Source organism: Streptomyces sp. NPDC048191 (genome assembly GCF_040652655.1).
GTDB lineage: Bacteria > Actinomycetota > Actinomycetes > Streptomycetales > Streptomycetaceae > Streptomyces.
Genome location: NZ_JBEZMO010000029.1, coordinates 47,444 through 67,787 on the forward strand (window position 1 = coordinate 47,444; position 20,344 = coordinate 67,787).

Consider the following 20,344-nt stretch of genomic DNA (forward strand, 5'->3'; position numbering starts at 1 on the left):
TCCCGTCGGCGATCCTCAATGCGCGTCGCCGGGAAGGTGGAGCCGTGGACCGTCAGTGCATGACCGGGTACGGGAGACAGCGTCGTGTAGGCGGGGGCGGCTTGAAGGACGGGGGGCCGGGCCGGCTCCTGGTGGTCGGGGGAGGGCCCGCGGGTGTGGCGGCCGCCACGGCGGCGGCCAGACAGGGATACGGCGTCGTTCTCGCTGAACGCAACGCCCATCTCGGTGGGCAACTGTCCATTGCCGGCCGGGCACTTGCCCACCGCGAGTTGTGGGGGCGATGGCTGGCCTGGGCGGAGGCGGAACTGAAGGAAACCGCCGTCGAGGTGAGGCTGAGAACTCTGGTCACCAAGGATGAATGTGCTGTGTGGGACCGGATCGTGGTGGCCACGGGTGCGCGTCCGTCCGGGGCCCCGCCCACGCTGCCGGGTCGTTGCGCGGTCCTGGGGGCCTGGACCGCGATTCTCCGGCCGGCTCCGCTGTCCGGCTCGGTCGTGGTGATCGACAAGGACGGTGAATGGTCGGCGCTCGATGCCGCCGAAGTGCTGGCCACACACGGGCATGCGGTGTATCTGGTCACCGAGCGCGCTGCCCCGGGCCATAGGCTGCGCGCCCGTGAACAGGCAGCGTATCTCGCCCGTTTGGAGGCGCTGTCCGTCCTCGTCCTGCCCCGACACCAGCTCGTTGTCCAGGGCCAGGAGCGTCGTCTCGTCCTGCGTGACCTGTCCGTCGGTTCGGACAGGCCGGTCGCCGACCACGTCGGAGCCGTCGTCGTTGCGCCGGGCCGGATCCCCAACGATGCGTTGTGGTCGGAGATATCCACGCACCCGTGCGTCACGCGCGTGGCCGACGCCGTGGAACCCGGCGGGCTGGAAGACGCGATCATCGAAGGCACCCGGGCCCTCAAGCCCGCGTACCGGCCCTCCCCGTGCTAGAGGAGTACGATCACTGCGCTTCCAGCGCCGCACCCGGGCAGGTTGCACGGACATCTCCGGGGCTGTCGGCGGCCTTTGCGACGGTGCTGCCCGCTGCCCGCGCGCCGGCCGCACCACCGCACCCTTGCATCCACACGGTCGCAAGGGGCCGGCGCGGCGGCAGCCATGCCACCTGCAGGGGTCGGCCACGGCGGCGATCCGGTTGGCCGGACAGGGCGTGAGGCCGAAACGCGCGGCGCGGTGTGAAGCGGCGGCCCGATTCCTGCGTCACAAGCGCCCGACCCGGGAGGCCGCTTTGGGCCCGCCCGGCTGTGCTTTCGTCGGCGGCCTCGGGCGGCAAGGCGCCGTGTGCGCCGCGCGCTCGGCCGCGCACGAGGGCCTGCCCAACGCCGCGGCCACCGCCGGGCATGTGTGTGCGGGCCGACTGCCTCAGCGCACGAGCCGGCAGCACCTGTTGTGCAGCGAGGGGCAGGAACGGGGGGTGCGGGGCAGTGGCGGCGCGATGCCGGACCGAGGCGGTCTGCGCGGCTCGGCGTGGTGCTCTCCCTCTGTCCCTGGTCCCCCCACTGTCCCAGCCGCGCGGGCTTGCGACGCCATCCGTGAAGGAGACCGCCCTCACACACACTCGGGTCCCTTCGGCTGACCGCCCAGGGCGGACCTGCGCTGCAGCTCAGCCTCGACCAGCCGCACTTGCAGTGCCAGGGCCTGCAAATACCTGTATTCCTGTTCGGTGACGTCGATGAAGTCAGCGACGTCACCGAACTTGAGGCTGAGGTGTGCAAGGCCGTCTCGGGCGGTGCGCCCGTTCAACGTGGCGCTGGCCATTCCCGCCTCCAGGTGGGATCGCACCAACCGGGCCAGGAGCACCGGCTGACGGTGCAGCACGGGAACGAACTTCCATCTGCTGGGCCCCAGACAGAACAGCCAGTCCTTGGCCGACTGCACGAACAACTCGGAGCTCGGCGCGGCCACCGAGCCAGGCCACGCTCGTCGCGAGGCAAGCCGCCCGCCGGCGGCGATTGCTCCACCATCGTGAACGACGTCCGCTTCGACCAGCGATTTGGCGGGATTGATACGGGGATGCTTCACCGTCACCGTCCTCGGGGGACCTGCCGTCCCGCATGAACATGCGGGATATGGAGGGACAAGGATGGACACCTACTCATTCGACATCTCGAAGTGGTCATCGTTGGGAAACTTTCGGGCCGCTGTGACGACATCGACGCAGTCGCCGGTGTGTGTCACCAACGGCCCGGCCCGGTGTCGGCACCGCGGAACTGCCCGGCCCCACCGCCCGCGGCCGCCCAGCACGTGTGGCGGGCTGCCTGAACACACAGCCCTCGGGAGCGAACACCGTACGCGCGGCTGAGCAAGCGACCCGAAGAGACGAAGCCGACGGGGCAGGCGCCCTCATCGCGCGCACCGGTGCCCGGCCCGCGGCCGTGGCGGTGCGGCTACAAGGTGTTGTGTTGCCGCATGACCTGCAGGGCCTGCGTCGCCACCTGCAGGGAGAGACAAGAACGTGGGTCCTCGAGATCGACGGCGAGGATACGGGCGATGCGCTCGAGGCGCTCATACAGTGACGGCCGGGATATCTGGGCCGCCTCGGCCGCGGCCGTCTTGTTGCGTCCGGCGTCGAGGTAGCAGGCCAGCACGGACGTGAGACGGGTGCCGTGCCGGGCATCGTACTCAAGAAGCGGGCCCAGTTCGTTCTCCACGTAGCTCTGCAGGCGGCAGTCGTCGTGCAGCAGCCGCAGCAGACCTGTCAGCCGCATGTCCTGCGCCCTGATGTACGGGCGGTCGACCGGCTGGTCACTGCGCAACACCACTCCGAGGGCCTGCATGGCCGAAGTCAAAGTGTGTCGTGCGTCATGGATGGAATGCACCGGCCTGCCGACCGTGATGACGATTTTGTGTTCCCTCGTGCCGCCCGGGGCGGCGGGACCGAAGCACTCCTTGGCCAGCTCCCGAACGGCGCGGGAGAGGGAATCGACGACCTTCGTGGTGTCTTCGTGTTCGTCCGCCATCATCAGGACCGCCACAATCCCGTTGTCGAGCGCCGCCATGAGGGCACGGACCTGCTGACGCTGCAGTGCGGTGACGACGATGTCCTCCAGACAGCGCACGTCCGAGCGTGAGGGCCGATGACTGCCGCGCTGGCGGATGGCGATGCCGACGAGCCGGCAGTTTTCCACCGGAAGGCCCATGGCACGCGAGCGCAGCGCCGCTTCCTTGGCCGTGAGGGAGTGGGCCAGGACGGCTCTGAGCAAGGCCGCGTGCGCCTGCCGTTCCACATACTCCTCGCTGGCCCCGATCAGCTGGTTCAGTGCGAGGGTCTCCGCTCCTCTTTTCAGGGTCAAAGGCGGCAGTTCCGACCGGTCCCCGGCGGGGGCCGCGTGCGGCGCGTGGCCCCTGCGGCGCGCGGGCAGCAGCAAAAGACGTCCCCAGTCCCTGCCCCGCGCACTGACCGTGGCGGTCAGCCACTCGTCCTCCGCGGCGTGGCTGGGCAGGTTCCGCGTGGGGATCTGCCGGGACTGATCCTCCCAATCGGCCAGGAGGTGAGCCGGGTCCTCGTTCGCGCAGTCGTAGGCCAGCACTTGGTGCGCCAGGTTCTCCAGGACCACCGGGCGGCCCGAGAGAAGAGCGATCTGGTGCACGACTTCCCAGGGGCCGGCGCCCTCGAGAGCAAGCTCCGTAAAGACCTGGTGCGCTTCCTCCGCCGCTGTCAGGACAGCCAACCGCCTGTCCGCGATGACAAGGTTGACGGCCTCGGCGATCTCGGCCAGTTTCGCCGGCGGCTGCAGTGTCACCAGCGCAATCCGGTGCCGTTCAGCGGCACGGACCAGTGCCTTCGGCAGCACGCCCTCGAAGCACAGACCCAGCAGGACCACCAGCCCCGACACTCTCGCCTCGGCCAGCGCGGCCAACAGGGCATCGAGCGCCTGGGCGTCATCGGGAAGATTGATCCCGCTGGTGAGGACCAACTGTCCGGCCTGTGGCATTTGACTGGGCCACGCCATCTCATTGGTGTGCACCCACCGGACAGGCACAGAGAGATACTCGTGCCCAACGACCACGTTGGGTGTGCTCCGCGCTACGACTTCCAAGCCGAGCACATCCGCCAGACTTACCATGTTCTGCTCCAGCTACGCCCTGCTCGGCTGCGATCCATTCCCCCGACAGGTCGTAGACACGACGCCCCCGAGCGCTTTGTACAGGCGCACAGCGTAGAAATCATGATGAGCGCGGCCAACCACGGTTGCTCAGATTGCAACGGCACCCGATGCAACCGGGGCAACCGGAATGTCCGTATATCGCGGATTTTCGTACCCTGCCTCTTCCATACCTTCCTGTGAAGGGAAGCGGAGGTCGCGATGGGCCACGCAAACATCGTGCGGCAAATCGGCCGGCTCTACGCGGTGGTGTGCATGAGGACGCGCAGGATCGTCTACATCGCCACCAACCCCCGGTTCGCGGGCAAGCGGGCTCAAGCGTCCGGCGCGGCGCAAGCCTCCGGCCTCCACGTGCCCAAGCAGCGCCGCCCGGCCGACTAGAGCCCGGGCGGCATCGCGAGCCCCCTTCGGTCGAGCGGTCCCCACGCATGTATGTGCCTGCGGAGGAAGCCCTGCGCCACCCGCGTTGCGTACACCGCAACTGGGCTGCGCAGGCCAGGGGTGCGACCGGAGCTGTGACGCCCATCACGCGGGACTTCTTCCTGGAGCCACGGTGCGGTCAACTCACGTGAATTCACGGGGCAGTTGGCGCTGGACGCGGCTCAGGTGCCCGGCGAGTCCACTGCCCGGCAGCCATGCAATCCGCCTGCCGGATGAATTCAAGGCTTGTCTCCCATGGACGGCGCGCCTACGGTTCGGGTCACTTCGGGTGACCGCCGAATCCGCAGCAGCCAAGAAGGCTGCATCCTCAACCATTCAGCAGCGGGACTTGGCGACCCGACGCTGCCGCAGTGCCTGAATTCCGGCGCCGCTTGGAGTGCGGCTGCACTACGTGAGCCGGCAGAGCACTCCCATCGGAACCCGGCAGCCAACCTCGCACGCACCAGGAGAGGGTCAGCCATGCCAAGAACAGGAAGACGCCGCCGTCCCCTGATCGCCCGGATGAAGATCTGCCTCACAGCCGCGGGAACCTGCGGAGCCATATGCGCCGTATGCGCCCTGCCTCTCGCCGCGGCGGCCTCCGCTTTCGGTGCGCCGCAGGCCGCCGCGGCTGTCACGCAATCCACGGCGTTCCCAGAACGCCTCTCTTTCTCTCCACAGCAACTCCCCCCGGCCACCTACACCGTTGCCGCAGGAGACTGCCTGTCCGAGATCGCGGCAAGGCTCTCGCTGCCCGGCTGGCAGAAGCTGTACCAGGACAACCGGCGCACGATCGGCGACGACCCCTCGCTGATCCAACCGGGCATGAAGCTCGTGATCAGCGGCAATCCGGCGTCGGCCGCCTCCCCGGGCCAGGGCGGCGGACAGATCCAGAGCACGTCCGGGACACAGAAGAAGACCTATCCCGACAACCTCGACGGCTGGATCCGTGAGGCATTGGACGTCATGGGCCGCCACCACATCCCCGGAACCTACCAGGGGATCTACCGCAATATTATGCGGGAGTCCTCCGGGAATCCGAAAGCCGTGAACAACTGGGACTCCAACGCCGCTGCCGGAACACCGTCCAAAGGTCTTCTGCAAGTCATCGACCCCACCTTCAAGACCTACCATGTGCCGGGGACTTCGACGGACCCCTTCGACCCGGTCGCCAACATAGCGGCAGCATGCAACTACGCCGCCCACCGCTACGGTTCGATCGACAACGTGTACGGCGCCTACTGATCACGTGACACCGGCGGTGTCCTTACGACGCAAGTGCAGCTCAACGAGGCCGGCCACGTCACCGCAAGCAATGGCATCAAAGCTGCACTCCAACCACCTTCTCACGACAGGGAATTACTCAAAGTGAATGCCGCAACGCATTGGATGGGGCATGCCGGGTGCCGGGGCATCGACCCGGAGGAATGGTTCGTGGAAGGCGCCGCGCAAAGCCGCAACAGATCGCTGTGCCGCGGCTGCTCGGTCCGGACCGAATGCCTTGCCTACGCGCTGGACCAGCGCATGGACTTCGGTATCTGGGGCGGCATGACCGCACGCCAGCGGCGGGCGCTGCTGCGCCGCCGGCCGACGGTGGCCTCATGGAGCGACTTGCTGAAGGCGGCAGGCACGCAACATCAGCCCTGAGGCCCGGGTGATCGCCGACAGTCGCGGACATGATGCGCCCCCAGCGCCTGTGGTCACATCGTCTTTCTGCAGATCACGAGCGGTTGAGGGGGCCTTCAACTGCTGCTCTTCAAAGTCGAGTGAGTGAGGTCTTTCAGCGCGGCCACTGATCGGGTGACGGCGTAGGTGTCCGCAACGGACAAGGCTCCCGTGCCGTTGAGGGAGGTGTTCGACGTCTCAACTCGCTGGCACAGGAGCCTTGTTGGTTCTCTATCCTGCCGCAGTCGACCTGCCTCATGCCCTGGTCGAGTGGGTCACCATGCTGATCGTCACCCGCGAGGGTGACCGCCGCTGCAAGCTCCCACCGCACCAGCGTGCTCTGGTCGGTCTGGTGTACCTGCGCCAGCACATCACTCTCGCGCAGCTTGCGGCCGGCTTCGGAATCTCGATCGGCACCGCCCACGCCTACACGGCCGCGGTGATCGGTCTGCTCGCCGACCGCGCGCCCGGCCTCCTGCGCGCGCTGCGTGAAGCCGGCCCCGGCTACGTCCTGTTGGACGGCATGCTTGCCGAGTGCGACCGGGTCGGCGACAGCCGCGCAGACTACTCCCACAAGCACCGCCGGCACGGAGTGAACGTGCAGGTGGTGACCGACCCGGCGGGGCGGCTGCTGTGGATCTCGCCTGCACTACCCGGCCGCGCTCACGACCTGACGGCGGCCCGCACCCACCGGATCATCCGGATCTGTGAGCGCCAAGGCGCCCCGATCCTCGCCGACAGGGCCTACATGGGCGCCGGCCCGTGGGTGACAACATCCCTCAGACGCCCGCCGGGCCGAGAACTCACACCGACCCAGCAAACCGTCAACCGTGCGCTGTCCGCGGCGCGGGCACCGGTCGAGCGTGGCGTGGCACGACTGAAGTCCTGGCGCATCTTCCGCAGATCAAGGTGCAGCCCGAACCGAATGACGTCAATCGCCGCGGCCGTCCACACCCTGGAGCGGCAGCGCTGAAAGACCTCACAGACTCATACACAGCGGCCGTTCTCTTGTACTTCATGACTAGACATCTCGAAGCGTGAAGAACGGCCGCCCCTGCTGTCCCGGAAAGAACCGCAGATCAGCAGGTCGGGTGACCTGCGACGTTAAACGCCAAGCTCAACCCAAACCACCCGCGTTGGGGAAGACCCCGGGAAGTGATCACGCGAGGGCACAAGCGCAGATGCTCTGCTGCTGCGTGGGGTGGGAGGAACCTGAATACAACTCTTCTGCGTCTGCCTGAGCAGCGAGTTCGTCCGCGTTCACATGAGTGTCATAGCCTGGCGAAAATATCCCTGATGTCCATCATTCTCCTCTATTCTTTGGGTGTCCCAGCTTCTGGCGGCGGAGCTGCGAGCACTGATTGAGACGCGCTCTCTTCAGCCCGAGAGTCCAACTCTCATCACCAAACTGCCCGCTCCCGGTCTCGTTCGACAGAGCCGATCAGAGGATCGATCGGAGGAAACTCCCCCCTTGGCCTCGATTCGTCAGCGGGGTTGAGTCGCTGACCGGTGCGACGGTTCGCCCGTAATGTCCTGTGCGGGTGAGGGGCGGGGCGTCGCGTAACGCCGCGGCTGCGCCGGGTTCCACGGGCCCGGAGAGTGCGGGTTGTCTTCCTTCCTGGTCCTCGTTGTGGCAGGGGCCCGGCTGTCAGGCGGAAGCGCATGGTCTGTGGCTCCGCGTGGGTCAGTTCGTCGTGGTCGTGGAGGGTGAGCAGGCGGAACCAGGCATCGAGGTCGCAGGCGAGGTTTGCGGCGAGCATCCAGCCGGTGTTGACGTCCCACGACGTGGACGGGAGGTTCGCCAGGTCCATCGTCTTGTTCGTGCGCACGCGGTCTTCGACTTCGGCGTGGTCGCGGTGGAAGGCGTCGAGGAACTGGATCTGGTGGGAGCCGGCGATGCCCCATAGATGCCGGATGCTGGTGGCGCTGATCGAGTACCACCAGCCGGTCCTCTTCTCGAAGTCGGTCAGCTTCTTCATCTGCCGCCCGGAGGGGCGGACGCGGCGGACGATCAATCGCATGCCGTCCGGCCAGCCCTCACGGGTGTTCAGGCCGGTCAACTCCGCGACGTGGTAGCCCGCTTGAAGCTGGCCGTCCTGGGTGAGTGAAGTCTCCCACGCACTTTCGGGGAGCTTCGCGATCGCGGCCTCGTCCTCGGGTGTGATCTTCCAGCCGACGGTATAGCGGACCGTGCGCCGCTTGGTGTTCAGCGCCTCGAGATGCTCCAGCAGACCGTGGGTGGCCCCGCGCCGTCGACCAGCTTGCCCTGCGAGGAGTGGGGGATCTGCTGCATGCAGGCGGTGAGGATGCGCACGTGGTCGTCCACGGTGTTCGCGCCCGCGTTGCCCGCGCGTAGCTCCAACGCAAGGCTCTCGCCGGTGTTCGCGCACCAGCCGCCCAGCGGGTGGAAGCCGAACGTGCCCTTGACGTGGCCGCGGCCCCTTCTTTCTTGGACGCGCTCGTGATGATCGTGGCGTCCAGGTCGACGACACCCCATCCCTTTAGATGCCGCCAGGCGACGGTGAGCCACGGAAAGCCACCCGGCCGCAGACGGAGCAGCATCCACACGTGCCGGCGCACCCGCCGCCGCACCTTCGCGATCTTGATCAGGACCGTGTCGTCCAGTCCCGCCAGCAGCCTGCGCATCGTCGAATCCGAGACCGCAGTGCCGAAAAGTCCCCGGTGGTGGAGCTGAAGCTGCTCGGCCTCCAGCAGACTGCGTGCGCCCAGCCCGATCGCAACGGCAGGTTGGATGAGCACCCCGGCCCGCTCACGCCACCCGGCGCTCAAGCTGGACGGGAGCACCCCCGCGAGCCCTCGCGTCAGCCCCACCCGGTCCGCCAGACGGCGCAGCAGCACAGCCCGCGCATGCCCGACCAGCCCCTTCCCTCGGCTGCCACCGGCAACCCGCGGTCCCGCCCTGTACGCTCGCTCACCACAAAGGTGTCCTGACTCCTGCACCGGATACGGCCTAGACACTCGCATCCTCGCAGGCCAGCGGCACCTTTCTACTGTCAGGGCGTGGCTCGACCACTGAATAGCCAGGGTCAGCCTCTGCCGTGGACCTGCTGCAGGGCGGGGTGTCAACGGGCATGCAGGTCTCCCCAGAGGGTCAGCAGGACCCGAGTACGGACTGGAGCAGGTGCAGCGCGAGCATCGAAGTCACGGTGCGCTGCGCTCCCTTCCTTGCCGTGGGGGAGCAAAAGGTTCTCAACGTGCCGCCACCGTACGGGGAACGGTGTGAGCACAGGCCGCCGTCCGGAGTTCGGCTTCGAGGGTTTCCAGGGTGCGGCCCTTGGTCTCGGGGACGTGGAGCTTGACGAAAGTGAACGAGAAGATCCCGGCCACCACGAAGAGGAAGAAGGTGTTGGAGACGCCGATGGCGGACACCAAGGGCGGGAAGCCCAGGCCGATGACGAAGTTCGTCATCCACAGCGCCACCGCCGCGACGCCCATGCCGAAGCCGCGCATCCGCATCGGGAAGATCTCCGAGAGCATCAGCCAGGTCACCGGCGAGATCGCGCCCTGCTGGAAGGCGAGGAAGGTCACCGTCATGGCGAGCACCGCATACGCGCGGCCCTCGCCGGCCGGCAGCACCAGGGAGAACACGCCGATCAGCAACAGCGCGGCCGTGGTGCCGACCAGTCCGGTCATCAGCAGCGGGCGGCGGTTGACGCGGCCCAGCAGCCAGATGCCGACGAAGGTCGCCAGCACCGAGATGACGCCGTTGGCGATGTTCGCGCTCAGCGCGCTGTTGGAGGTGAAGCCGGCGTCGGTGAGGATCTGCGTGCCGTAGTACATGATCGTGTTGACGCCGGTGATCTGCTGCACGATCGCGATGCCGAAGCCGATGAACATCAGCTTGCGCACCCAGGGTGTGGTCTTCATGTCCTGCCAGCCGCCGAGCTTTTCCTGCTCGTCCTTGACGGCGAGCGCGGAGACTTCGGCCAGCTCGGCCTCGGCCCGGGTCCGTTCCCGTACCTGTTTGAGGACGTCCAGTGCTTCGGTGAAGCGGGTCTGGGAGGCCAGCCAGCGCGGGCTCTCGGGCATGACGAGCATGCCGAACCAGAGCACGACCGCCGGGATGGTGGCGATGACCAGCATCCAGCGCCAGATGCCGCCGGACTCGCTGCCGAGGTGGGCGATGATCGCGTTGGAGGTGAAGGCGAGCAACTGCCCGCTGACGATCATCAGTTCGTTGCGGGTGACCAGTGCGCCGCGCCGCTCGGCGGGGGAGATCTCCGCGAGGTAGACCGGTACGGTCACCGACGCGCCGCCGACCGCGAGGCCGAGCACGAAGCGGGCCACGATCATGACCGCGGTGGTGGGGGCGAGGGTGGCGCCGAGCGCGCCGGCGAAGAACAGCACGGCGAGGGTGAGGATGGTGCGGCGCCTGCCGCGGGCATCCGACATGCGTCCACCGGCGACCGCGCCGAGCGCGGCGCCGAGCAGCAGTGAGCTGGTGACCATGCCCTCCGTGACCGGGGTCAGCCCGAGGTCCTTGCTCATGTAGGGCAGGGCGCCGTTGATGACGCCGGTGTCGTAGCCGAAGAGCAGTCCGCCGAAGGTGGCGATGACGGTGATCAGCCGCAGCCGGCGGGAGATTGCCGCAGGGGCCTTGATCGCGTCGTCTTTGACGTTCATGGCCGCCTCCTACCGGGTGCTGGCCGGGCGTCGGGCCGCGCTCAGACCGCAGCCGGCCAGGTGCTCACGGGTGCGTACGGCGATGGGCAGCGGTACGTCGGGAGCACACGGGTACAGGTCCTGCTCGACGACGACGAACAACTCGGCGTCCAACCGCGCGAGTTCGGCGATCACGTCGGCCGGGTCGGGTACGCCCGCCGGCGGTGAGACGCACACCCCGCGCCGGACGGCCTCGCCGAACGACAGGTCCTCGATGGCGACCTGGGCGAGGATCTCGGGGTCCATCTGCTTGATGTGGACGTATCCGACACGTTCCCCGAACCGGCGGATCAGGTCGAGGTTGTCCCCGCCACCGTACGCCACATGGCCGGTGTCCAGGCACAGGTTCGTGTACCGGCTGTCGGACTCGTTCAGCAGCCGTTCGATCTCGGGCTGGGTCTGGATGTGGCTGTCGGCGTGCGGGTGGATGACCAGCCGCACGTCGTACTCGTCCAGCAGCACTTTGCCCAGCCGGTCCGCGGCCTTGCCGAAGCCCGCCCACTGCTCGGCGGTCAGCTCGGGCGACTCGGTGAACGCGCCGCTCTTCTCATCCCGGTACATCGCAGGGATGAGGATGAGGTGGTGGGCGCCCGCGGCCGTGGCCAGTGCGGCCACCTGGCGGACACCGATGAGCGTCTCGTCCCAGGCCCCCGGCCGGTGCAGGGCGCCGAAGGCGGTGCCGCCGCAGACCTTCAGGCCGCGGGCGTCCAGTTCCTCCTTCAGCCGCTGCGGGTCGGTGGGCAGATACCCGTACGGGCCGAGTTCGAGCCACTGGTAGCCGGCTTCGGCCAGCTCGTCCAGGAAACGGGTGTACGCCACCTGGTGCTCGTCTTCGGGGAACCAGATGCCCCAGGAGTCGGGCGCGGAACCCAGGCACAGATTGCCTGCGGTGGTGCGGAGCGGTGTCGTTGGCGCCGTTGCCATGGCGTGTCCTTCGCGGAGGGGACGGGAGCAGCGAGGTGGAGAGGGCGAGCGAGCCCTGTGTAGCCGCGGTCCCGCCGCGGCTGGGGGCCGCGGCGGGACCGGGATCAAGGCGAAGTGGCAAGCGGCGTGGGGATTGCGGGCCTAAGACCAGGCTCTGTGCCCGCCCCCTGGTGCGTCGCTCGTCTGGATCGACGTCGTGGCGTGCGGGCCGAACGGTCCGGTGCCCGCCGGGAGACGATCGTGCGAGCGATCAGCCGCCGAGTTTCACTCACAGGCCCCCGACGACGATCGTGCCCCGCTCAATGTCGAAGGCGAGCGTCCCGGCGAGGGTTGTGACTCGCACGTCCTCGTCGGAGGAGAACTGCTCGGCCTTCGCGTATCCGATGACTTCCACGCCCATGTCATTTTCCTCTTTCTTGTGTGGGGACCTGACCGGTGACATCAACGGGCGGATGAACCCGGTGCGTGTCCCGGCCATGTCCTGCCAACCGGTTTTTCCTTGTCTTCGAAACTGCCACCCGCCCCGAGAGGGCGGCATCCCCCGACCGGAGGGCCTGATGGGGGAGGCTGCACGTGAACGCGTCGTGATGCCGCGGGGGTTCGTCTCCAGCCCTTGTCCGCAAGGCTTGCGTGGGAGGTGTGGTACCGCGGACGGCCGGGCAGCGGGCCGGCGCCGCAGAACGCCTCTGGTGGGTGTTCACCGGGTTCCTCCGAGGATGCCCCGGCCTTCAGGCCGGGGAGGAATCGGACTCCTGCGGAGCAGGGCAGGGGTGGCCGGATCGCTGTCAGGGCGATCCGGCGTTCACCTCGCACGGCGGTGATGTCGCGCTTACAATTGATCAAGAACTCTCAACTGCCAGTCTTCTCAGGTGGGTTCGGGTGCATGGCGACAGAGGCGACCACGAAGGACTCCGGGTATGCCCGGTACACCTTCCGTGTGCGTCTGTCGGTTACCGCGCGGCGCGCACTTGAGGCGGAGTGGGCGCGTTGTAGGTGGGTCTGGAATGAGTGCGTCGCGAAGTCCAGGCAGGTGCACGTGCAGAGCCGGGCGACCGGCGAGAAGGTGACCTGTGGTCCGGGGCAGTTGGACAAGATGCTGACCGAGGCACGCGGGGTGATGCCATGGCTGGCTGAGGGCGCGAGCGTGCCGCAGCAGCAGGTGATACGCGACTTCGCGAAGTCTCGGGCGAAGGCGCTGAAGGACATCAAGGACCGGTTGCCGATGCACCGCCGGGCCCAGATGCCCCGCTGGAAGAAGAAGCGCACGGCGCGGCCCAGCCTCAACTACACGAAGCGCGGTTTCCGCCTCAGGGATGGCCGCTTGCACCTTGCGGGCGGGATTGTGCTGACGGTGGTGTGGTCGCGGGAGCTTCCGGCCGATGCGTCGAGTGTGCGGGTGTACCAGGGCACGCTCGGACATTGGTATGTGTCCTTTGTCGTTCCCGCGCAGAGCGAACCGCTCGCATGCACGGGGCGTGTGCTCGGGGTGGACTGGGGTGTGAAGGAGACCGCGACCGCCACCGATGACGCCTACGATCTGCCGCATGCCGAGCACGGCAAGCGGGCCGCGCAGCGGCTGGCCCGCTATCAGCGGATGATGGCCAGGCGTCGGCGTCCGAAGGGACAGCCCGCATCCGCGGGCTACCGGCAGGCGCAGGCACAGGCGGCGAAGCTGCATAAGAAGGTCGCGCGGCAGCGGGAGGACACCGGCCGCAAGTGGGCCAAGTCGCCTGCTGGCGTCCCGGCGTGGCAGGAGACGGCGCCCTCGGCGGGATCGCTCCGGCCCCACACTGCGTGCGGCACGGCGACTTCAGGGCCCGGCTTTCGAGGGCAGGCGCGCGGGCGCAACGCCGGGCTGTGCCCGTCGGCTTGGATATGTGGGGGCCGGCATGGCAGGCGCTGTCCAGTCACCGCCGAGCGGCAGAGCGCGTGCGACCGTGTCAGGAGCGGCGTACTGCCTGCGCGGGCTCATGTGTGTTGGGAACACTCGGCGCACGGAGGGTCCCGGGTGGCGCGGCGGTGGTCTTCAGATGGGGGATGCCTTCGTGGCAGGGCCCAGCAGGGGCGATGTTCCCCGTTGCGGGCCGGGTGCGTAAGCGGGAATACGCACCGGGAGGCAGACCCTGACCGATGTGCCGTGGGAGACGGGCAGGAAATCGAACCTGCCGTGCGCCGCCTCCACTCGCACACGCAGGGATGCCAGGCCGATGTGGCCCTGTGAGAGGCGTTCGCGCAGCATCGCCGCATCGAAGCCCCTGCCGTCGTCGGTCACCGTCAGGTAGATGGAGTGGTCCGTCTGCTTCAGCTCGATGTGCAGGTGGGAGGCTCCCGAGTGCCGAACGGCATTGCCGAGCAGTTCCCGCGCAATGCCGAACAGCAGCACGTCATGAGTGCCGGGGACCTCGGACAGATCGCATTGGGCCGTCAGCCTGCCGCGTGCCCGTGCTGTCTGCGCCAGTGATCTGAGCGCCGCAGCCAGACCGGCCGTCTCCAATACCGCCGGATGCAGTTGGTAAGTCGTCTGCCGCAGGGCCTTGGCCACGTCCGTCAGCGTGTCGTCCGCCCGGCTCAGCGCGGTCCTGTCGCCGGTCTCGGCGAACTCCTCCAGATCATGGCGGGAGGCCAGGATCGACTGCAGTGGCCCGTCGTGGATCGCTTCGGCCACGATCTTTCGCTCCCGGTCCTCTGCCCCGACCACCTGGGCCAGGAGATTCGCTCGGGCATCAAGGAGCTCGCCGATCCGGAACGTTCTGCTGCGGTGCACCGCTGACAGCAAGAGGACCAGGGTGCAGACCATCAGGTGCGCGCAGACGAGAATCCAGACGCGAAGCCATGTCAGCTCGGTGACGGCGACGGGATCCGTCGTCAGAGCCACCACGAAGGCGGCCGCGTTGAACGCCAGGGTGATGGCCGTCGTACTGAGCCGAATGTTGAAGGCGCAAAAAAGAGGAAGGATGAACAGAAACAGCAGGAAGAGGTTGGGGCCGCTGGACAGCTGCAGCAGGAGGAAGACGGCGAGGACGTCGATGACGCCTGACACGGCCACGGCGGGAACGTAGAGTTTCTGCGGGGGACTGGCGTACCACCACAGCAGTCCGCCCAGCGTGAATGCCGCATAGACCGTGATGATCCCCAGCAGCACTCCCCAGCGCTCGTGCGGCGTGTCCATGACGGCAGCCACGGCGAGCAGCGCCGCCAGCACCAGACGGAACCCATTCCGCAGCAACTGGACACGCCGACCGTATTCGGCGAAGACCATGTCCTTCGCGGTGCCTGCCACTGCGTTCTCCTGATCGTACTGAATGGAACTGATTCGTCCTGAAGGGGACTGCTTCGGCGGCCGTCCCGGCCGAGGGGTGCCGACACCGGTCGCCCGGCGGAGCGGCCAGGGCCCTACCGGTGCCCCACCAGGATGGTGAGCAGGGTCCACAGCACGTGGGGAACGTGGTCGAGAACAGCCATGCGGGATCATTCCTCTCCAAGGCGGCGTACTGTCCTCCATGCCACCCCACCCGGCAGACGGGCGGTATCCACCACCCTCCCGACCCGCTGGGGGACCGCCGCTTCCCCCGGCCGGCCGCACAGGGGCGAGTCGCCCCTGGCACCGGCTGCGCACGCCCACATCCGGCCCGCCGGGGTGAGGCCGCAGGCGCAGACCGATCAGCCGGGGGCCGGGAGGGCCGCGCCCGGCCCGACGGTGACCGGGGCTCCCGCCTCTACGCGCCGGAAGGCCGCGACGGGGGGCGGTGCAGCGGCTTCACGCGAGAGCGAAGCAACGGTCCCAGGGCCGGTCGGCATGATCAGGCAGGGGACCCCTCGTGACATCGAGCAGCGCACAGGCCACGCCCGCGGCCCCTTCCAGCAGGCCCGCCCTGTCGGCCCTCTCCACCGGCATGCCGATGGACGCGCTGCGAACGGCGTGACGGAACACGAAGGGAGCTTCCTCGTCGGCCTCCGACAGCACCGCCGTGGTGATCCGCCGGCACCCTTCGATCAGATCGGGATCTCCGCAATGGGCGGCCACACGCGCCGTCGTCTGCAAGAACCCGGCGCTTCCGTGGCAGATCGTCGGACCATCGGTCCCCCACTCCGCCTGCTTGCGTCCCACAGCACCGCGCAGCAGCGCGACCGCCCGCTCACACCACTGGGGTACGCCCATCACCAGGCCCGCCCGGTACAGCGCCGCCGCCACGCCCGGTGTGCCATAGCACCAGGCGGCCTGGACGGCGGGCCGGGGGAGAAGCTCGCCGGTGATCTGCTCGTGGAAGGTGACACGGTTGGGCCAGCCCGCGTCGGCGTTCTCGGGCTCTGCCCAGTGGGCGAGCCACTCGGCGATGCAGGTGATGGCCGGGCGCTGACCAGGTACCTCATGTCCGTAGGCCAGCGCGGAGCAGAGGACCGCCAGCACCCCGGTGATGCCGTGCGCCATGCCGGTGTCGAAGAAGCCGTCGGGATAGTGATTGCGTTCCTGTTCGGTGAGGAGGCTGTCGACGGGCAGCCACCAGCCCGGCACCTGCCGGCCGTGAACCCGGACAGGGCGGGTCAGCCCCACCAGATACTCCAAGGACTGTGTCACCGCCCGCATGACGTCGGCGCTCTCAGCCGTGTCCACGGCGCTGTCCAGCAGCAGCCGAGTCGTTCCGGACATTCCGGCGATCACGTCATATTCGATCGGCGCGCTGACCGTACGGGACGTCCGTCGGCGCATTGCATCCAGGCGCCGCAGCTGAAGCATGACCAGCCACTGCGCCAGCGCCGCACGCAACGACTTGTAGTCACCGGAGTCAGCGGCGCAGGTCTGCGCGGCCGCCAGCAGTGCCGCGGGACCCTGGAACAGGCCCGTTCCGGAAGGTTCGGACAGCGCCTGCACGGCACGGGAAATGTGCCGGTGGGCGACCGCGCGATAGGCGTGATCGTCGCGTGACAGCTCACCGTAGAGGATGGCGGGGCCCGCAAACCCCGACGCCAGACTCAGTGGATGCCACGCCGGTCTGCCCCAGGCCGCCTCGATACGGGTGTCCGCCTTGGAGGTCACGGATTCGACTTGCCCGGGCTGTGCCAGTCGCGCGGCCACCTCCTCGATGACCTGTGTGGCCCGGGCCGCCACGGGGCCGCTGACGAGTGCCGTGCTCTGCGTAATCACGAAAAGAACCTCCTGTTTCTTCAGCCGCCGGCGATCCGCGGCGTCGATCCGCTGCCATCGGACCGCCGCCGGCCACGTCGCACCGCAGGGCCGGGCGGCAGATGGCCATCGGCCCACAATCGCCAGCACCGGGCCACGAGGACTCCGCCCAGCCGGCTACGGCACCCCGCGGGCACACGCGGCGCAGCACCCTCGTACCTGCCGCTCCTTCCAGCACCCACGGCGTGGAAAGCCCTGAACCACAGGGCTGGCTGAGCCCTACTCTCTCCCGCCGCCGGGAAAGCCGGTATCCGACGACCCGGGGAATGCCCGGGGGAGCCGGCCGCGGGACCGGGTGCTTGGCAGCACTTCTTCGGGCGCCGGTACACACCCGGAGAACTGGCAGTAGCGGGGCAGCAATAGGCCCTCGAGCAGCGCGTTCGGTGCGGATAGGGGGCCTGGTGCGGGTCACTGGGCCGTCTGTGGGCCGTCAGGCTCACGCGGGGCCGACAGAAGCACCCGATCCACGGCGACCATCACGCGTGCGGGCAAGGAGAGGAGGGCGGGGGTGTTGCATTTCGCGGGCGAACACGGCACTCCCCCGTATGAGCTTCATCTGACGGACCACCCGCAGGGCTCCGCCCTCGAAGCCCAGTGCATCTTCAGCGAGTGCACCCCGACCACCCAAGCGGCTGCTGTGCTGCCGGAGCATCAGTGGCCGCCGAAAGGCAACAGCGCAGTGGACACGGTCCGTGAGAAACCTCCTCCGGGAGATCCACCAATCAGGATCTGTCGCCGATGAGGGAGGCCGACAGTATGGGAGTCAAAGACGGGACCACGGTGTGAGCATCGCTTACGCAACCGTGTACCTCACGAGGGAGAGCATGGTGGACACCACCGAAGCCTTTACCGGTCACGACACATACGCAGATGCCGCAGAACTCGCCATCGAATCGCAGAGCGACGCCGTAGCCGCGTGCAGTTGGCCGCATACTTGGCATGGCTGCGCGGACGACTCCGCCGACGCACGGCCCGCGAGGGACCAGTCACCCAGGTGCTGACACGGTAGGCCGGCATAAACAGCACCGAGTAGCATCGCCGCTGCCCAGGAGGACAGCTCAGCAACGATCGGACTGCGACGGTCAGATGGGCCCGTTGTTGCAGCAGCTCATGGACGAGGTGTCCGCCCAACATCCAGGACGAGGAGCACACCCTCTCTCCAAGGCTGCGGCCCGCTCCTTCGAGGAGCTGAGCGATCTGGAAAAGAGACTCCGGCTGCTTGCGGGACCACGACACGACGCGTGAAGTGGTAGCAGTTCAAGGGGGGGCTGGCGGGATTTCATTCGCGCGTTCGATCTCTCATAACACCAGTCAGGCCACCTCGGCGCCTCAGCGACGCCGACCGACGCGAAGGCGCCGATGTTGGTGGGGTGATGTGGCGAAGCCCTCGTCGTTGGTGTGGTGATCTCCCTCAACACGCCATCGGCCGGGGGCTTCGTTGGTTCCGTATCCTTCCATGCTCGATGTCCCGCATGAGCTGATTCAGCATGTATTGACTTATCGACGCTCGAAGGCGTGAACTTCGTTTGAGCTAGCGCAAATTGGGCTGTTTCAAGCAGGCCCTGCTGGCTCTTGCGCACGCTTACCGACCGGATCGGCTCACGTTTCGGACCTCCCGGTGGCCGCGGCGCTGGACGAGAACGGGCAATGGCGCGGTCGGCACGGGGGCGCGACAGACGCATTGAATACGGCTGCGCCGGCCCCCGTGGGGGGCCGGCACAGTCGGGCTAGGGGCATCCGTTGCTGCCGCCCGGTCTGGCTTCCTGAGATCAGGTGCTCAGGTGAAGCACCACCCGGGCACTCCGTTCGGGAACCACCGTGAACTGGGCATAACCACGTGCCTTTTTGTATACCCCGGTGCCCCCCGTAATTGCCTCCTGGAAGGACTGGGGCGCGGTGCCTTCCAGGGTGAACTGTGTGGTGCCCTGCAGGGTGATCTGTCCGTGCGGCGTGGCGAGCGTCTGCAGGCACTGCACGCTGATACCCGGAGCAGCATTCCGGCCACCGACCACGCAGTCGAACACGAAGGTGCCGAACGGCTTGCCGGTTCTCGTTTTGGTGGTATTGCCCGTGGCTCCAAAACGGGAGCCCGCGTGTTGAGCGTTGCCGAAGCGATCGGTGATCGTAGTCGTGAGGTCCAGAACTTGCCGAGAACCGTGCGCGTGTCCTGCTGCCGCGGCAGGCATTGACATTCCCAGGCTCCCGGTCATACCGAGCGCGCAAGCTGCCAGCAGGGCTGGTGTCCCGAACGTTCGCATCATGTCTGCCCTTCGCTACGGATCTGATGTCGCCCTGTGCACGGTTAGAGGAGAACAGGGGTCATCACCGTACGTGCCGTTCCGTAAGGGGGGATAAATCCATTCCTGTGACCCGAAGCCTTTCATCCGATTGCACTACCGGAGGATCCCGGCGGGGGTGACTATGGAACGGCATCTGTTGATGCAGCGGCTGGCCGGCGACAATGACGATGCATCCGCAGCTGCCCTTGCTGCCCTCCGCGGCGGCGCAACTACGTGTGGGGGATTGGACCGTTCCCGCAGAGCAGCCTGCCCAGGGCCATGCGACCCGACTTCGGTACCTGCGGCGGAAGGGAATTGAGGCTCGGAGCCTGGACCGAGTGGTGCACCTCCTTGGCCGACACGACGGCTCCGCGGTCCGGTACATCCGGACCGCACGCTCACGCAACTCCAACGGGTACTTCCTCGGCGCGGGTATCGTCAGATCTCCTCTCACGAGAACCATCTGAACCTCTGTCACTACATCTCGCATCCGGGGGGAAGCTCAGACCGTCGTGCGTTCTGTAGCTGGCGATGGCTGGGAAGCTGCTGGTCAGTCGGAGTGGGGTAGCAGGGCGAGCCGGCCCAGGGCGGTGGTGACGGTCCAGGGCCAGTGCCGGGCGAGGCGGAGGAACCGCCGGCGGCCGGTGGTGACGAGGTGTCCCGCCGAGGTGAACAGGCGGAGCCGCAGTCGCCTGGGTTCCCAGAGCCGGGCCTTGCCGGTCAGCGCGAGCATCGGCATCCAGGCCAACAGATCCAATGCGATCTGCACGTGGGTTGGGCATGGGTGCGGCCACCGTGATCATGAACGTTTGTGACAACGTTGCCAAACCAGGTGGTTGTGTTCGGACGGCGATGGATCCGATCACAGGGCTGCTTCGCCCGGTGGACGTCAAACCGGCAGATCACCGTATGTGCCACGCGCCGGCGCCTGCACACGAGAAGTCCGTCGACCCGTCCACAAGGGCGGCCCCGCCACAGATGCCCGGTGGTTCCCCCGGGCGATCCCCGCATCGTGGGACTCCGTCCGTCTCCCCTGACTGGACAGACTTGAGCCAGTCTGGTGCACAACACACGGGGACCCGC

General features: G+C 67.7%; 15 protein-coding genes and 2 pseudogenes. 6 read left to right on the top strand and 11 right to left on the bottom strand.

What is annotated here, in order from left to right; genetic code table 11:
- The first annotated feature begins 59 nt into the window (after positions 1–59).
- Positions 60–935, top strand: a complete 876-nt coding sequence (locus tag AB0D93_RS33080; protein WP_362127481.1) for an FAD-dependent oxidoreductase — start codon at positions 60–62, stop codon at positions 933–935.
- Between the two features lie 615 nt (positions 936–1,550).
- Here the strand turns inward: AB0D93_RS33080 and AB0D93_RS33085 are convergent.
- Both AB0D93_RS33085 and AB0D93_RS33090 read right to left on the bottom strand, forming a co-directional pair.
- A complete protein-coding gene (locus tag AB0D93_RS33085; RefSeq protein WP_362127484.1) occupies positions 1,551–2,024 on the bottom strand; it encodes a hypothetical protein in 474 nt (157 codons plus the stop codon).
- A gap of 365 nt (positions 2,025–2,389) precedes the next feature.
- A complete protein-coding gene (locus tag AB0D93_RS33090) occupies positions 2,390–4,069 on the bottom strand; it encodes a PucR family transcriptional regulator ligand-binding domain-containing protein (protein WP_362127487.1) in 1,680 nt (559 codons plus the stop codon).
- 240 nt (positions 4,070–4,309) lie between these two features.
- Here AB0D93_RS33090 and AB0D93_RS33095 point away from each other — a divergent pair, with 240 nt between their 5' ends.
- From AB0D93_RS33095 to AB0D93_RS33110, 4 genes are all read left to right on the top strand, one after another.
- A complete protein-coding gene (locus AB0D93_RS33095) occupies positions 4,310–4,489 on the top strand; it encodes a hypothetical protein (RefSeq protein ID WP_362127490.1) in 180 nt (59 codons plus the stop codon).
- 519 nt (positions 4,490–5,008) lie between these two features.
- Complete coding sequence (locus AB0D93_RS33100) at positions 5,009–5,773, top strand: transglycosylase SLT domain-containing protein (RefSeq protein ID WP_362127565.1); 765 nt, start codon at positions 5,009–5,011, stop codon at positions 5,771–5,773.
- A 144-nt stretch (positions 5,774–5,917) separates the two neighbouring features.
- Positions 5,918–6,175: a WhiB family transcriptional regulator gene (locus tag AB0D93_RS33105; protein ID WP_362127568.1), complete on the top strand. Its 258-nt coding sequence runs from the start codon at positions 5,918–5,920 to the stop codon at positions 6,173–6,175.
- 241 nt (positions 6,176–6,416) lie between these two features.
- The gene (locus tag AB0D93_RS33110) at positions 6,417–7,166 is read left to right on the top strand and encodes a transposase family protein (protein ID WP_362127493.1); all 750 of its coding nucleotides are present in this window, start codon (positions 6,417–6,419) and stop codon (positions 7,164–7,166) included.
- Between the two features lie 427 nt (positions 7,167–7,593).
- Here the strand turns inward: AB0D93_RS33110 and AB0D93_RS33115 are convergent, their stop codons facing one another.
- The 5 genes from AB0D93_RS33115 to AB0D93_RS33135 form a co-directional block, all read right to left on the bottom strand.
- Positions 7,594–8,424 (bottom strand): transposase, encoded by an 831-nt coding sequence (locus tag AB0D93_RS33115; protein WP_362127571.1) that lies wholly within the window; start codon positions 8,422–8,424, stop codon positions 7,594–7,596.
- Positions 8,400–8,555: a hypothetical protein gene (locus AB0D93_RS33120; RefSeq protein WP_362127592.1), complete on the bottom strand. Its 156-nt coding sequence runs from the start codon at positions 8,553–8,555 to the stop codon at positions 8,400–8,402. Before AB0D93_RS33120 ends, AB0D93_RS33115 begins: the two co-directional genes overlap by 25 nt.
- Positions 8,556–9,403: 848 nt before the next feature.
- Entirely contained in the window at positions 9,404–10,837 is a 1,434-nt protein-coding gene (locus tag AB0D93_RS33125) for a sugar porter family MFS transporter (protein WP_362127496.1), read from the bottom strand.
- A gap of 9 nt (positions 10,838–10,846) precedes the next feature.
- Positions 10,847–11,800, bottom strand: a complete 954-nt coding sequence (locus AB0D93_RS33130; protein WP_362127499.1) for a TIM barrel protein — start codon at positions 11,798–11,800, stop codon at positions 10,847–10,849.
- Positions 11,801–12,068: 268 nt separating this feature from the next.
- Positions 12,069–12,200, bottom strand: a complete 132-nt coding sequence (locus tag AB0D93_RS33135; protein ID WP_362127502.1) for a hypothetical protein — start codon at positions 12,198–12,200, stop codon at positions 12,069–12,071.
- Positions 12,201–12,683: 483 nt separating this feature from the next.
- On the opposite strand from AB0D93_RS33135, the pseudogene AB0D93_RS33140 reads away from it, so the two are divergent.
- A pseudogene (locus AB0D93_RS33140) lies at positions 12,684–13,526 on the top strand (transposase); the annotation flags it as partial.
- 300 nt (positions 13,527–13,826) lie between these two features.
- Here AB0D93_RS33140 and AB0D93_RS33145 read toward each other — a convergent pair.
- The 4 genes and pseudogenes from AB0D93_RS33145 to AB0D93_RS33160 all read right to left on the bottom strand — a co-directional run.
- Entirely contained in the window at positions 13,827–15,080 is a 1,254-nt protein-coding gene (locus AB0D93_RS33145) for an ATP-binding protein (protein WP_362127505.1), read from the bottom strand.
- Between the two features lie 477 nt (positions 15,081–15,557).
- On the bottom strand, positions 15,558–17,072 hold the full coding sequence (locus tag AB0D93_RS33150) for a lanthionine synthetase C family protein (RefSeq protein ID WP_362127508.1): 1,515 nt from the start codon (positions 17,070–17,072) through the stop codon (positions 15,558–15,560).
- 1,679 nt (positions 17,073–18,751) lie between these two features.
- Positions 18,752–19,168 (bottom strand): hypothetical protein, encoded by a 417-nt coding sequence (locus AB0D93_RS33155; protein WP_362127511.1) that lies wholly within the window; start codon positions 19,166–19,168, stop codon positions 18,752–18,754.
- Positions 19,169–19,811: 643 nt separating this feature from the next.
- A pseudogene (locus AB0D93_RS33160) lies at positions 19,812–20,030 on the bottom strand (transposase); the annotation flags it as partial.
- Positions 20,031–20,344: the final 314 nt, after the last annotated feature.